At 49.6% G+C, this 12,938-nt stretch carries 15 protein-coding genes and 1 pseudogene; 8 read left to right on the top strand and 8 right to left on the bottom strand.

The window, feature by feature from the left end; all coding sequences use genetic code 11:
• Nucleotides 1–84 precede the first annotated feature (84 nt).
• The gene (locus KTE_RS46915; protein ID WP_201394418.1) at nucleotides 85–1,362 is read left to right on the top strand and encodes a cation:proton antiporter; all 1,278 of its coding nucleotides are present in this window, start codon (nucleotides 85–87) and stop codon (nucleotides 1,360–1,362) included.
• Nucleotides 1,363–1,962: 600 nt separating this feature from the next.
• Here KTE_RS46915 and KTE_RS46910 read toward each other — a convergent pair.
• Complete coding sequence (locus KTE_RS46910; RefSeq protein WP_201394416.1) at nucleotides 1,963–2,529, bottom strand: helix-turn-helix transcriptional regulator; 567 nt, start codon at nucleotides 2,527–2,529, stop codon at nucleotides 1,963–1,965.
• Between the two features lie 216 nt (nucleotides 2,530–2,745).
• Between KTE_RS46910 and KTE_RS46905 the strand changes: the two genes are divergently transcribed.
• The 3 genes from KTE_RS46905 to KTE_RS46895 all read left to right on the top strand — a co-directional run bounded on the left by KTE_RS46905 (nucleotide 2,746) and on the right by KTE_RS46895 (nucleotide 4,590).
• Nucleotides 2,746–3,537: an IS6 family transposase gene (locus tag KTE_RS46905; RefSeq protein WP_201394414.1), complete on the top strand. Its 792-nt coding sequence runs from the start codon at nucleotides 2,746–2,748 to the stop codon at nucleotides 3,535–3,537.
• A gap of 140 nt (nucleotides 3,538–3,677) precedes the next feature.
• Nucleotides 3,678–4,007 (top strand): YciI family protein, encoded by a 330-nt coding sequence (locus KTE_RS46900; protein ID WP_201394412.1) that lies wholly within the window; start codon nucleotides 3,678–3,680, stop codon nucleotides 4,005–4,007.
• A gap of 166 nt (nucleotides 4,008–4,173) precedes the next feature.
• Complete coding sequence (locus KTE_RS46895) at nucleotides 4,174–4,590, top strand: hypothetical protein (protein WP_201394410.1); 417 nt, start codon at nucleotides 4,174–4,176, stop codon at nucleotides 4,588–4,590.
• Nucleotides 4,591–4,688: 98 nt separating this feature from the next.
• On the opposite strand, the gene KTE_RS46890 is transcribed toward KTE_RS46895, so the two are convergent.
• Nucleotides 4,689–4,916, bottom strand: coding sequence for a hypothetical protein (locus KTE_RS46890; RefSeq protein WP_201394408.1), 228 nt, complete (start codon nucleotides 4,914–4,916; stop codon nucleotides 4,689–4,691).
• A 494-nt stretch (nucleotides 4,917–5,410) separates the two neighbouring features.
• On the opposite strand from KTE_RS46890, the gene KTE_RS46885 reads away from it, so the two are divergent.
• The gene (locus KTE_RS46885; RefSeq protein WP_201394406.1) at nucleotides 5,411–5,836 is read left to right on the top strand and encodes a VOC family protein; all 426 of its coding nucleotides are present in this window, start codon (nucleotides 5,411–5,413) and stop codon (nucleotides 5,834–5,836) included.
• A gap of 600 nt (nucleotides 5,837–6,436) precedes the next feature.
• Here the strand turns inward: KTE_RS46885 and KTE_RS46880 are convergent.
• Nucleotides 6,437–7,021 (bottom strand): DUF308 domain-containing protein, encoded by a 585-nt coding sequence (locus KTE_RS46880; protein WP_201394403.1) that lies wholly within the window; start codon nucleotides 7,019–7,021, stop codon nucleotides 6,437–6,439.
• 78 nt (nucleotides 7,022–7,099) lie between these two features.
• Nucleotides 7,100–7,675 (bottom strand): TetR/AcrR family transcriptional regulator, encoded by a 576-nt coding sequence (locus KTE_RS46875; protein WP_201394401.1) that lies wholly within the window; start codon nucleotides 7,673–7,675, stop codon nucleotides 7,100–7,102.
• 69 nt (nucleotides 7,676–7,744) lie between these two features.
• Between KTE_RS46875 and KTE_RS48700 the strand changes: the two genes are divergently transcribed.
• Entirely contained in the window at nucleotides 7,745–7,939 is a 195-nt protein-coding gene (locus tag KTE_RS48700) for a helix-turn-helix domain-containing protein (RefSeq protein ID WP_307812085.1), read from the top strand.
• A gap of 274 nt (nucleotides 7,940–8,213) precedes the next feature.
• On the opposite strand, the gene KTE_RS48695 is transcribed toward KTE_RS48700, so the two are convergent.
• From KTE_RS48695 to KTE_RS46860, 4 genes are all read right to left on the bottom strand, one after another.
• Entirely contained in the window at nucleotides 8,214–8,417 is a 204-nt protein-coding gene (locus KTE_RS48695) for an HNH endonuclease (RefSeq protein ID WP_236601044.1), read from the bottom strand.
• Nucleotides 8,418–8,472: 55 nt separating this feature from the next.
• Nucleotides 8,473–8,853, bottom strand: a complete 381-nt coding sequence (locus tag KTE_RS48690) for a group II intron maturase-specific domain-containing protein (protein ID WP_236601043.1) — start codon at nucleotides 8,851–8,853, stop codon at nucleotides 8,473–8,475.
• Nucleotides 8,744–9,268: a reverse transcriptase domain-containing protein gene (locus tag KTE_RS48685; RefSeq protein ID WP_236601042.1), complete on the bottom strand. Its 525-nt coding sequence runs from the start codon at nucleotides 9,266–9,268 to the stop codon at nucleotides 8,744–8,746. Before KTE_RS48685 ends, KTE_RS48690 begins: the two co-directional genes overlap by 110 nt.
• 159 nt (nucleotides 9,269–9,427) lie before the next feature.
• Nucleotides 9,428–11,218 (bottom strand): reverse transcriptase/maturase family protein, encoded by a 1,791-nt coding sequence (locus KTE_RS46860; protein WP_201387724.1) that lies wholly within the window; start codon nucleotides 11,216–11,218, stop codon nucleotides 9,428–9,430.
• A 564-nt stretch (nucleotides 11,219–11,782) separates the two neighbouring features.
• Between KTE_RS46860 and KTE_RS46855 the strand changes: the two are divergent.
• Both KTE_RS46855 and KTE_RS48680 read left to right on the top strand, forming a co-directional pair.
• Nucleotides 11,783–12,365 (top strand): annotated as a pseudogene (locus KTE_RS46855) (ISKra4 family transposase); the annotation flags it as partial.
• 88 nt (nucleotides 12,366–12,453) lie between these two features.
• A complete protein-coding gene (locus KTE_RS48680; protein WP_201394399.1) occupies nucleotides 12,454–12,861 on the top strand; it encodes a DUF6444 domain-containing protein in 408 nt (135 codons plus the stop codon).
• The last annotated feature ends 77 nt before the right edge of the window (nucleotides 12,862–12,938 follow it).

The raw sequence follows: 12,938 nt of genomic DNA, 5'->3' as shown, positions 1-12,938 counted from the left end.
CCATCTACTCTGCGCGTTTGACCCGTATCAAATTCACACTCGGAGGACTCCCTTTTTCTTCTTCTTAATTTGATAGGAGGTAGTATGCTGACTGGACCACTTCTGCTTGAATTAATTGTTATTTTGGTCGTTGTACAACTCTTTGGAACCCTCCTTCGAGGAGTTGGCCAGCAATGGGTGATTGGCGAAATTGTGGCTGGACTTGTTCTGGGACCATCAGTATTTGGAGTTCTTTTTCCCTCCCTTGAGCTCAGTATCTTCCCAACAAATGTTTTTCCCACTCTGCAAACCCTTGGCGATATCGGTTTGATCCTCTACATGTTCTCTTTGGGGGCACGCCTGGATACTCATCTGATGCTTGGTCAAAGTCGCAAAGCCATTGTAACTTCTTTGAACGGCATTGTGTTCCCGTTTGTTTTGGGATCTGCGCTTGCTTTCTTCCTCTATCCCGCAGGCTTTGGAGGGGAGAATGCTACCAAACTATCATTTCTTCTTATGATTGGAACAGCGATGGCCATTACTGCCTTTCCAGTGCTTGCTCGTCTCCTATCTGAGAAGCAGCTAGTCGGAACGAAGATTGGTACCTTAGCTCTTACGTGTGCCGCGGTAGATGATGTGATTGCGTGGTGTCTTCTTGCATTGGTCATGGCTATTGTGCATGCAAAAGGGGTCGGTGCCGCGGTAGCGACGCTCGTTTGGGTACTGCTGTTTGTTGCCTGTATGTTCTTGGCGATTCGCCCTCTTCTCGTTTGGCTTGAGCGGCATGTGCATCTTCCTGGGGGGCATATGATTCTCCCCCTGATTTTCTTATTGCTCTCTGCTTATTGCACCAATGCCATTGGTATCCACCCCATCTTTGGAGCCTTTTTAATGGGAGTGATTTTGCCGCGACGCCCTAAGCTGGTGAGCTTTACCAGAAGCATTGAACAAGTAAATACGACCTTGTTTCTGCCACTGTTCTTTGTCTACAGCGGTTTGCGTACGCAGATAAGTTTGATCAATACTCCACTGTTGTGGATGATATGCTGTATTATCATTGTTATTGCATGTGCGGGCAAAATTACTGGGGCGCTTGCCTCTGCAAGATTGTTGGGCGAATCTTGGAAAGACTCACTCACCCTGGGTATACTCATGAACACACGTGGACTGGTGGAACTTATTGTGCTCAATATTGGTTTAGATCTGAAAATTCTCTCTCCTACTCTCTTTGCTATGCTTGTGATTATGGCCCTGGTGACCACCATGCTGGCTTCACCGCTCCTTTCCTTGCTAGGGTACAAGCAACAACCTCAATTGCTGCCCGAAGAGGAGGACGTCCGAACCATGTCGGAGAACAATTTCTTGCCAGAAGCCGAACGTTAATAACAAGAGTCCCGTTCGTCGACCACACCAAACAGGGTCAACTCCAGGATGTCTCAGATGAGAAAATGGGGACACAAGATCCCATCATCATAGAGATGTCTTTTTGATGATGTCCCCAGAAATACATATATTTCTGTTCATGATCGTATTACAATAGAATCTGTGACCCACGGTAAGTCCAATCCTATCTATAGCCATTACTAACCCCATAGACATTTGCTCTATGGGGTCCGCCCCTTACAGATACAGCCATGGGTGGTGCGCAGGCATGTCTGATGGCCCCATGGGAGTACATACATCGCTTCACGTCACCAGATCACGCTTAGTGCTTTCTTCCTGCTTTCTCAGGAGAAACTCGGCTACTCAACGATTGGCAACAGTTCTCGTAAACGACTGAAAATGGGCTTGAGCCCGCGCAAGCCACGGGTCTTTAGACCCAGTGGTTAGCGGTCCTGGTTTTACCCCTTACATCTCGTGCATTTCCACTTTTTTGCTCCTCTGTGTGAATATATCGGTAGTACCTTGAGAACTGAATAACGTACGGGTTCCATAGCGAAGGGCTACGGGGAAAAACGTTACCGCATTCAACCATTGTACAAGCTATTTGCTGAGGCGTCGGCACGACACCACAGGATGCACGGCATTAGGAAGAGCAGCAGTGTCAAGAAGAGCATCAGGAAAAGCCTCCGCCCCGGTGGGTACGTTCCCCAGGATTGAGTCTCGAAAGAGACGGGTGTTGCGTCTCTCCAGGTTGCCGAAAACGAGAGGTGTGGGCCATTCTTTCCTTCTCGAAAGGCATGAGATGAGCAACGCGCCTGGCACCGCGCAAGAGAGCGCACGAGATTCATCCGGTGGAGGTGGAATGGCAGGATCGTCACTACTTCCATGAGCAATGCTCTCAGGTTCCAGCGTATCCATTTCCAGCGGCGTTTCCTGGGAAATGAGGCCCAGTTCCCTGGCGTTTTTGCCAAAAAGCGCACAGAGCTTCTCTCGGTAGTAGGGGCTGGGCAGCATCTTGCCATTTTCCCATCTGCTGAGGTAGTAACGGTCGGCTCCAAGTTGCTCGGCAACGTACTGTTGAGACCAGCCGCGCATCTCTCGCTCTTCTTTGAGATGCTGTCCGGCACTCTTTTTGGTGGACGAGGGTATCTTCTGCTTGTCGCTCATGGTGATACTACTTCTTTTTCATTACTATTAGTAATGAATTTGGTAAAATCTTTCTACTATTCTAGCACAACCTCTTGCGTTTCTTGAAGATATATAAGCTAAGCATTTTTCTGGGGGCGAATCTGGCTTTTGCTCGTTGTTCAGAGGATTGTGTTGCAAAAATAAGAGAAGTTCTCTAAACTCTGGTGTATTGAGAGAACATGAGGTATTTTTGCAATGCGTGTCCAACCTCCAAGTGCATTTAAATGGCGACATTTTGAAGCTAGCATCATACTCCTGTGTGTACGTTGGTACTTGCGTTATGCATTGAGTTACCGGGATCTGGAGGAAATGATGATGGAGCGCGGATTCGCCGTTGACCACACGACGATCTATCGCTGGGTCCAACGCTATGCCCCAGAACTGAATAAACGATGCAAGCCTCACCTCAAGGTTACCAACGACTCCTGGCGTGTGGACGAGACGTACATCAAGATCAAAAAAACGTGGACCTATCTCTACCGAGCGGTTGATTCGCATGGGAACACGCTGGAGTTTCTCTTGAGCCCAACGCGGGATGCAGAGGCCGCCAAACGCTTCTTCCGCAAAGCCTTGCAGTCCTTAGCTCGCTCAGCCTCTCAAGCCTGTTCGAGGCGTGAGGGAGAGACCACGTCTTCTCTTCTCACAGTTCCCCCGACTCTCCAGTTAGCCCCTCGTGTCATCAACGTCGATAAAAACGCGGCCTATCCCAAAGCCATTGCTGATCTGAAAGCAGCCGGAATGCTCTCCGAGAGTGTTGAATTGAGGCAGGTCAAATACCTCAACAATCTGATCGAACAAGATCATCGGTTTATCAAGCGGCTGACCAAACCCGGGATGGGCTTCTTTTCTTTTGCGACTGCGGAGCGAACCTTGCAAGGATACGAGGTGATGAACATGGTGCGCAAAGGGCAGATACGAGGCGTGGGCAAAGGAGATATTCTCAGTCAGGCAGCCTTCATCACCGGCATGTTCGGGGTGGGTGCCTAAGTGCTATAGCAAGAGGACAAACAGGCCTTTGCTGATCTTTTCCTTTTTTGCAACACAGCCATTAAGAGAGTATCCAACGTCGAGTTCACAAAAGAAGGAGTGGCACAAGATTACCCCAGTGCCACTCAAGGAGAAGAGAAATGTTATTCGCGATGTTCTACACTCCAGGGCTTAATTGGATTCAAGGAAAGCTGGTGACTGAACAGGACTTGGAAGAACATACCAGGTATATGATGCGCCTGGATGGGGACAATGTGCTCGTTATAGCAGGGCCTCTGATGGATGACGCAGGTGGCTTAAACATTATCAATGTTCAAAGCCAGGAAGAGGCGGACAAGGTTATAGAGGCAGATCCAGCCATCCGTGCAGGCATCTGCAAAGGGGTCGCCCATCCGTGGCACCCTTTAATTTCCCATAACCTTGGAGAATTCAACCACATTGCAAACATCAGAAGCGAAGTTAGTCATTAGGACAAACAGGTTGTATTGGTATTGTGAATGAGAAACAGCGTTTCTTCCATTGAAGAAATCTGCATGGTAGAATAGCAGCATGCCGAATAATGATGGAGTCTATGGTTGCTTCTATTGGGAGGGGAAGGTATTCTTTTGTGACGAATCCGACAAGGGAGAAGGCGTCTTGAGTAAGACGGATCAGCAGAACGCCGGGCTACAAGGTGATTATCGTCTTCTTACCCAGTCGCTGCGCGCGACTGTCGCGGAGCACACCCTCTCTCAATCCACAGGTATTCCCACCACCTATGTCCTTTGTCGGGAGGGAGAGACCCCGCTCACTTTGACCGTTTTGACGCAGGTGAGGGCCTTTCAAAGAGAGGTAAAGGCCTTTATGTTGTCAGATCCCGACAAGTCCATTGGGATTATCGGGATCTGGCATCATGGCGTTGAGGAGGTCCTTTTTGTTCAGCGGTTGCAGGGCCAGCTCCTCTGCCGATCCCTGCGCCATCAGAATGACAACACGATTAAGCAGGGGTTGCGTTGGCTGCAAACCAACCTTGGGGACCTGCACGATTATTGCCTCTGTCCAAAAATGCTATAGAAGTGCCAATACCCTGGAAGTGAATACGTGAATACGGGTGTGCCACAACTTTTTGCATCAGGGAATAGTGGGCATATGAACTCGACCACAGAAGGTTGTCAATGCCATTCAGCGGCCACTATATATAAAAATGGAGAAGGGGTAGGGGAGAAGATGAGGATAGCCATTATCATGATGAGAGCAACGATCATGATGCCCAGCAACGTACTTATCATTGCTAGAGGATTAGTGTAGCGCGATTCGTAGACCTTGCGCACCTTTCCTAACTGATGCATGGTTGCCTGCTGAGAGATCCCCTGTGGCAACATGTTGTGTGAAATATGCATAGATGGATGTGCCCTTGTTTTTCACTTCTTTGAACGACATCTGTAAGGATATGTATATGAGAGAGTATATCTGTTTCTTTCTCAACCTGAATGTACAATACCTCACATTGCTTTATCGATGCGCAAATGACGATGACCCCCCTGGGCGCGACGCGTTTTTTTGCGTACAGCTCATCCAGAGAAAAGGAAAGGTAGTGGTGTAAGTTCCATCGTAAGCGCGAAATGAAATGAGCTCAAAGACGGTTCCTGTTCTGATGAAAATCGTGAAAAATGGTAGTAAGCGCGAAGAGTGGTCAGATTTTAGGGCGACGAGTGATTAATCGGCGCGAAGAGTGAACACTGGTACAGATGTCCCTGGGAAAAACCGCTTCTCATCTGATATCCTTCTTCTCAAGGGTGTAAATGACGTTCTTTGTCGCGCGACGGATTGAGCTGCCCGATCGTATACTCAGTAGTATGGTAACGATACTGCTCACAAACTGGAAAAGGAGAAGATGATGAAGGTCTTGTTCGTCGTCGGATTCGGGCCGATCGTCTCAGATATGCAGAAAAGCGCAACGTTCTATCAAGAGAGCCTGGGCATTTCTTTCCAGGAAGAAACTGACGGTTACTTGCACACCGAAGGTCTTCAGGGAGTCAAAACATTTGCCCTGTGGCCGCTTTCACAGGCAGCTCAATCCTGTTTTGGCGTGAACGAATGGCCAACCGATCTGCCAGCTCCCACCTCCCGGCTCGAATTTGATGTCGAAGACGTTGCCCAGGCATCTGAGGAGCTAAAGGCAAAAGGCTATCAGCTCCTGATAGCAGCGAAGAAGGAGCCATGGGGCCAGACAGTGACCCGTCTCCTCAGCCCTGAAGGTATCCTAGTTGGTCTGACCTATACGCCATTGATGCGCAAAAGCGAAGCGGTGCCTGAATAGTTACTCCATCTGAGGAGCCTGACAGATACCGCTTGTTCCTCGTCTTGACCAGCCTCATGGTTCCTCTTAGCTCTTCCCGGAAGCATGCAAATTTACAAAATGTTGCTGGAAAAAGCAAGATGGGGAGCAGCTTCTCAAGCAGTCAATGGTTGAGCTGCTCACTCTTCGCGCCGATTGATCACTCGTCGCCCTAAAATCTGACCACTCTTCGCGCTTACTACCAAAAAATTCTATCGTATCCGCGAAAAAAAGCACATATTCTTCCACAACTGCGAAAAAAAAGCAGAGTAGGGCTTCTGAGTATTGATGGATACTGTTGCTAAATTCACTTCTTATCCTTTTGGGGAGGTTGTTCAAGCTCACATTGAGAAAGTCAGCACTTTCTTGTCAAGCTAGGCCAGCGAATTTAGCAACAGTATCATTGATGGAACGAAAACGCACGCTAAGGAATTTGAGATAAGCCCAGGATACGTGCTGAATTCTATCACTAGGGTCTCACGTCTGATAGAATTTTACACGTATCCTGGGCTTATCTCAGTTGATGGAGTTCCACTTCATGCTTCAATTGAGACAGAACCATGAAGCGAGCACATCTGCATCCTAATGCAGATCAGTTTGTGTATTCTGGTGAGCTTGTTTGATCAGACGGAGAGCAGAAAAAAGAAATTGCCAGCTTCCCATCAGGGCGTAACCAGCCAGGCTGCCCAGGCCAAATGTGGGCTTTCCAGCAGAGGCAATAAAGACGATTCCGGCAATAATAGAGACAGCTCCACCGAAGACGAGGACCGCTTGACCACGAAGTTCTTTCCACCGTCGTATTGCCGTTACTAATTCTATTCCACCCGTGAGAATAGCCCAGATACCGAACACACGTAAGATAGCTGGAACTCCCATCGAGGTAACAACGAGCACAGCTAGAACAGCAAGTAAGCTAATGACTCCATTTGTTTTTTGAGCCAGAGTGTTCTTTGAGGTACGATGAACGTAAGCATCATAGAGAGAAGAGCCAGCGTCAAATGCTGGATAAAAGATGAGTAGGAAGGTAGCAAGTACAGGCATAGTAACCAGGGAGAGAAGGCCAAGCGCCCAAACCAGTGCAAAAGCGGCTCGCACAAAGTACAGATTACGCATAAGAAGTGCAGTGTTTGCACTCGGGTTAGCTCTCAATGAATTTAGTATCGACATGTTTTCCTCTTTTCAGTAATGCTATCAGATTTATACCTTCTAGTAAGTAGGTTTATACCCCAAAAAAAGAGACTTCCTCTACGTTTGCAAATCTGAACACACCTGGAGCGCAATCGTGCGAAAGTGCTCGGGATCTTGATAGGCGCGCGCGGCAATCATGGCTCCCTGGATGGCAGCGAGGACACTTTGAGCCTTGATCGTGGAATCACCACCAAAGCTGAAGATGCCCTGTGCTCGACCGCTTGCCAGTAGCGTAGCAAACCAGGCTGTGTGCTCGCGGAAATAGCCCTGAATCTCGTCACGGACGCATTCAGGCAGGGTCGGAAGCTCAGTGGCCAGGAGGGTGCAGAGACAAAAGAATTTGGCTTCCTTCATTTGCCTGTAGAAATTCTCTGTGTAGAGAGTGAGCTTCTCTCTGGGATCAGACATGATCTGGTCAATCTGGTTGAGTCCCTGCTGCGCCAGTGTACGATAATAGGAGACAACGGAACGCCCCAGGTCGCTTTTATTAGGAAAATGATAATGGATACCGGCCTTCCTGATTCCCATCCGCTCACTAATGTCGGCATAGCTGAAGGCGTTGTATCCTCGCTCTATCATGAGTCCAAGCGCGATCTCAATAATCTGTTGTGCTGTATTTGCCTGTGTATTCATGCTTTTAATTTTACTTACTAGTAAGTAAAATGTCAAGGGGAACTATGAACGAGTACGATCTATTGCCTTGTGTTGAGCCAGGGGAGTGTGGGAGGCCGACCACGAAAGCTTTTGACGGAGGGGAAAGTTGCCCTGGTGAGGCAATTGGTTGAAGATCACAATCACTCCGTTGACGACATTTGCTCAACTCTTGGAATCTTTCGCTCGACATTATACCGCTACGTGAGAGAGGCGAAAAAAGCACCTCCTGAACCGCCTACATGATCTTGGGATGAGCACCCAGGGAGTGCTTCTACTTCCTCATTCTTTAGAGTAAAAAATCTAAGATGGATTTTTGATTCTATCTCCTTAGAGTAATTTAGAGGGGAAAATTGGAGCTACCCCGAATCGCCCCGTGCATTAGCGTTGTGTTTTTCGTATGGTCGGCGAGGAGATCGCTCTCCTCACCGCCAATCCAGAACCGTGCGTGAAAGTTTCCCTTCACACGGCTCCTCAGTGTATGGTCACGTGTGATGGATACCTGCCACTGCGAATTTGCTCAGTTTTCTTTGACAGATTTCGCGTGGCGTGCATCGTGGCAATGCCGATGGAGTGCAAATTTATTACTGAGTTCTTCCCCGCCTCCTTCACTTTTCGGGGTGATATGATCGATCTCAATAAGATCTCCTTCGTGAAAGTGCAGTTCACACCAACGGCATTTCCTGGCTTGCTTTTGTAAGAGTTTCGCTTTGGTCTCGTGCATTAGAGGATGCATTTTGAGCCGCTGACTCCAATACAACAAGTTTCCGTCATATGGGCTAGCTGTTCCCTTTACCTTGATATGTCGCCGGATTTTCGTGGTACTGTGTGCGAAGTTGCGCCTTTTCTGGAGTTGAGAAAACCCAGTTCCGGTGTTCTACGCTATGCCAGTATCGCTGTGCAATCCATTGATTCCCTTTGTTCCTGTGTCTCTTTCTGGCCCAACTCCACAGTTGATGCCATATTATCCTGTCACAGTGAGCAAAGGTTTGGGATGAGATGACCGTTCGATAATAGGCGGCCCATCCCCAGATAATGGGATTTAACATTTTAATCACCTCTGCTTGTGAGGCTGACCGAAGTTGTATCAGCTTTTCCCGTAGGACAGCCGTGTGTCGTTTGATCGCTTCTTTGCAACTTTTCCTGATTGATGTGGTCAAAAGCGCCTTGGATATCTGCATCAAGCACAAATTTGGGTTTGTGTTCGATGCAGAGAAAAATGGCCCCTATCGCATCGTGACAGGAGCGGCCAGGGCGAAAGCCGTAACTGTTGGCTTCAAACCTTGCTTCCCATTCCGGTTCGAGGGCTGCTTTCGCCTGGGCCTGCTTGCAGCGCTCAATCATGGGAGGTATCCCAAGTGGGCGCTGTTCCGCTTTGCCAGGTTTGGGTATCCAAACCCGTCTGACCGGTTGGGGAGTTTGTTGTTTCCAGTTCCTTGGATGAATGCGGGCAGCCATGACAAGACGTTCGGCGGGTTTGAGGGCTTTTACCCCGTCTACGCCGGCGGTCTTCTTGCCCTGATTGTCCTGGGTCACTCGACAAACTGCCAACAGTCGTGCTGCTTCTGATTTCATCAGGAATTTCTGAAGCTTTTGAACTGCTCGTTGATTGCCACACTGACTGGCTCGGTAGGTAGGGTAGGCCGCTGGCGAGGTATTGTTAACCAATCCTTTTCCCTCGGCCTCCCTCAGAACCGGACTTGATACTTTTGCATCATCCGGCTCGCCAGTGATTTATGTCCTGATATTCTGTCCGACAGGTCTTCCGGCATGGATAGCCCTGTGACAGTCTTGGCAGACGACAAGCGTCTTTCTATGCCTCGCTGCCATACGCTTTGCCCAGGTTGGCTTTTCGGCTTTTCCTTTCATGTTCAGGTCGGCGAGCTTGCGAATGTGATGAACTTCGATGTTCTCTCTTGATCCGCAAAGTTCGCATTTCTCCGCAAGAAGTCGTTTCAGTACTTCATTGCGTTGATTTCTAAACACCAGGAAGGGCTGATCGATGAGAATGGCTGCGTTTTGCCATCGCAATGGTATCCCACCAAAGCGCGCTACAAGCGGCTTTTTCCCTTCTCGCGGAACAATGACTTCTAGGCATTTCATGGTTCCATGTGGAGTTTTCGTCGTGGTTTGGTATTTCCTCACCACGTCGATCACTTTCTCTTTGTGCTTGCTCGCCAATGTTTTGAGCAGCGATTCCTTCATGATCCAGTGAAGTTTCCAGAATTGGGGAATGTTCTGGGCCAGCAGGTAGTACTGCACAATTCCGCGATATTCCAACTGGTATCGGCTCATGATTGTGAAATCATCATCATTTCTGAGCTCGGGACGATGAGTAGGCTTCCCGTGTTTCATGTAGATGCTGCATTTCTTCTCGATGACCGTTGTGGGAGCGCGTAACACAATACGTCCGTTCACCGAGCGGTGTCCGAGTCGATCATGTTTGGTATTTTCATGCTGCGTTGCAATCTCATACCCAAGAAAACGCGCTACCTCTGTATGTGCATGGGTAATGAGGGTCTTTTCCTGGGACAGTTCCAATTTGAGATGATCGCGTAGGAACTCTCCGAGTTGGCGCTTGATGTCTTCTGCTTCTTCCCTTGGTCCAGCAAATCCAAGCAATGTGTCATCCGCATATCGCACATAGCGGAGTCGCCTGTAATCGGGGTCGTAGGGATCACGACGTGGCAGTTTTTGCATCTGTTTGAACAGTGTTTTCGCCTGCTGTTTGTTTCCCTTTTTCCTTACCCGATACGAGCGCGTTTGGAGCGCGTCGTAGGAAGGATTGGTTTTCCTCATGTCCCCTTTGGTGTAAGCTGGAATGAGGGCTTGCTCGACATATTTGTCCAATTTGTCCAAATAGATATTGCTGAGTATTGGTGACACCACGCCGCCTTGTGGGCTTCCGCTCAGGGTTTCGTGATAGCGCCAATCCTCTAAATATCCAGCTTGGAGCAAATTCCGTATGAGTCGGAGAAACCGGTTGTCGTGCATCTTTTCTCGCAGAATTGCCAACATGACCTCGTGGTCGAGCTGGTCAAAACATTGAGCTATGTCTCCCTCCACCAGCCATTTCGTGCCTGTCCACGTGTTCTTGACTTCGCTGAGTGCCGTATGGCATCCGCGTTGTGGTCGAAACCCATGGGAACATGGACTGAACTGTGGCTCGTAGTATGCCTCAAGAATTTGCCGAATGGCTTCCTGAAGCAATTTGTCCGTCCATGAAGGGATACCGAGCGGCCTTAATTTCCCGTTCTTCTTGGCGATGTAGGTTCGCCGGACTGGAGTCCATCGATAGCGTTCGTGGCGAAGATCGTCGATGAGATGCTTGATTTTCTCCAGTTTCATTCCGTCTACGGTTTCTCCGTTGCTTCCTGGTGTCATGGCGCCGTCGTTGGCATACAGGCGGGCGTAGGCGCGCAGGTAAAGCGTTGGATTGTACAAGAGTCGATACACGTCCTCTAAAGGAAGTCCGCGCTTGCCTCGTTCATGGATGATATTCAGGACTGTTTCAGCATCCCGCATCTCGCTTGCTTCCCTTTCTGAATATCAAATCACCTGTGACCCTTCGCCCTGTGCGTGACTTTCTCACGCGCCCTGATGGAGCGTGACTTCCACGACTACTATGGTCACTCCGTCACCGTGAAGCTCTCGCTTTGTAGGTGATCCCATGGTACGTCACTGAGATACGTGGTAGTGCAACGTAGGTGGCCTGTTCGTTTCCTTCAATGACATCATTTGCCATCGTTCTCTGCTCTCAAGGGTGCAACACACACGCATCTAATGTATTGCAGAGCGAGATACCGTTCTTAGACGCTCTAGCGGCAGAGTCAAAAGCTCTCTGGAAACTGGGCTTTAAGCAGTTTAGCCTTCACCATATTGCACAGGTCTTGCAGTACCACAACCGCAGCGTCTCGGTTGCCCACCGCTTTACGAGTATGCTATTTTCCCCTCGGCCTTTCGGTTTCAGGTAAGCTCGTTGACCTTCGGCACATCCCTTGAGGTGCCACCTGGCTATGCCAAGGATATCTCAGTGCGCCTCATGGCGCACATTCGCTTTTGGATGCGGTACACATGTTGCTCTGTCAGAAGCGCGATTGGAGCGGGCAAGCAGTGGAGAAGCGTCCCCGTTGTCCGCAGTGTGGGAGCCCATTACAGGCCAGAGGCACGCACCAACGCAAACTGGCGACCCAAGGGGGCAAGGATGTGGAACTCACACGCAGATACGGAACCTGCCCGCAGTGTGGAAGCGGGCTTTTTCCCCCTGGATGAGGAGTTGGATCTCCCATCCAGTGGACTCACCCCTCATGCCCACCAGGGGCTGGTCTTGTTAGGAAGCCTCCTCCCCTTTGCTAGTGCTGCCAAACATCTGCACATTCTCTTGCATGTCCAGGTGAGTAAGAGTACCGTGCGTCGACTCACTGAACAGGCAGGAGCATGCCTACACCAGTGGCAGGATTTGCAGGCTCATCCATTGAGCGAGGACATCGAACCGCAGGTGGGGGCTTGCCGTCTGGTGATGGCAACTGATGGCGTCCTGATTCCCGTTCTTCCCAACGAGTGGGCGGAGGTGAAGATGACCACGATTGGCGAGATAGGCCAGACGCAGCAAGAAGAACCTCACAGCGAGCAGCTCAGTTACTTTGCCCGTCTGGCTGAGGACGAAACCTGGAGGAAATCTGGTAGAATAGCCTCATGAACATGGTGCAGAACTCGACCGCTTACGACAAGAGAATTTAGCTCTGCGGCAGGCATTAGGCGTGAAAGATGAGCAGACCAAGCGGCCCAAACAAGAGAACCAATCCTTGAAAGAAGCCCTTGCAGAGACCTTCCAGGCAGTCAAGCAGTTGCGAGAACGAGTCAAAACGCTGGAAGAGCAGCAAGCCAAAGACAGCCACAATAGTCATCTTCCCCCGTCGTCGGATTGCTTTGGAAAGCAGAAGAAGAGCTTACGCAAGCCGAGCGGCAAGAAACCGGGAGGGCAGCCGGGCCATCAAGGTCACAGCTTACAGCTCGTGGAGCAGCCTGACTTGGTGCTTATCCACCGGGTTCAGGAGTGGTGGTATAATCAACTCTCCCTAGAAATGCAACAGGATGCCAACGCGGCAGCGGAACTGCTAGCCTCTAGTGTCCCCGTCACCCTTACCATGTTTTCATCTCTATGCTAAATTAAAATATGGTTATATCTATCGAGCGCCTGGCTATTCCCTCTCAATGGAGGACTCTGAGTTTGTACTCAGAAACG

It is taken from the genome of Ktedonobacter sp. SOSP1-85, assembly GCF_016587415.1.
Classification (GTDB): Bacteria; Chloroflexota; Ktedonobacteria; order Ktedonobacterales; family Ktedonobacteraceae; genus Ktedonobacter.
Note: the sequence above shows the minus strand (reverse complement) of the source record. Positions and strands in the feature narration are given on the sequence as shown.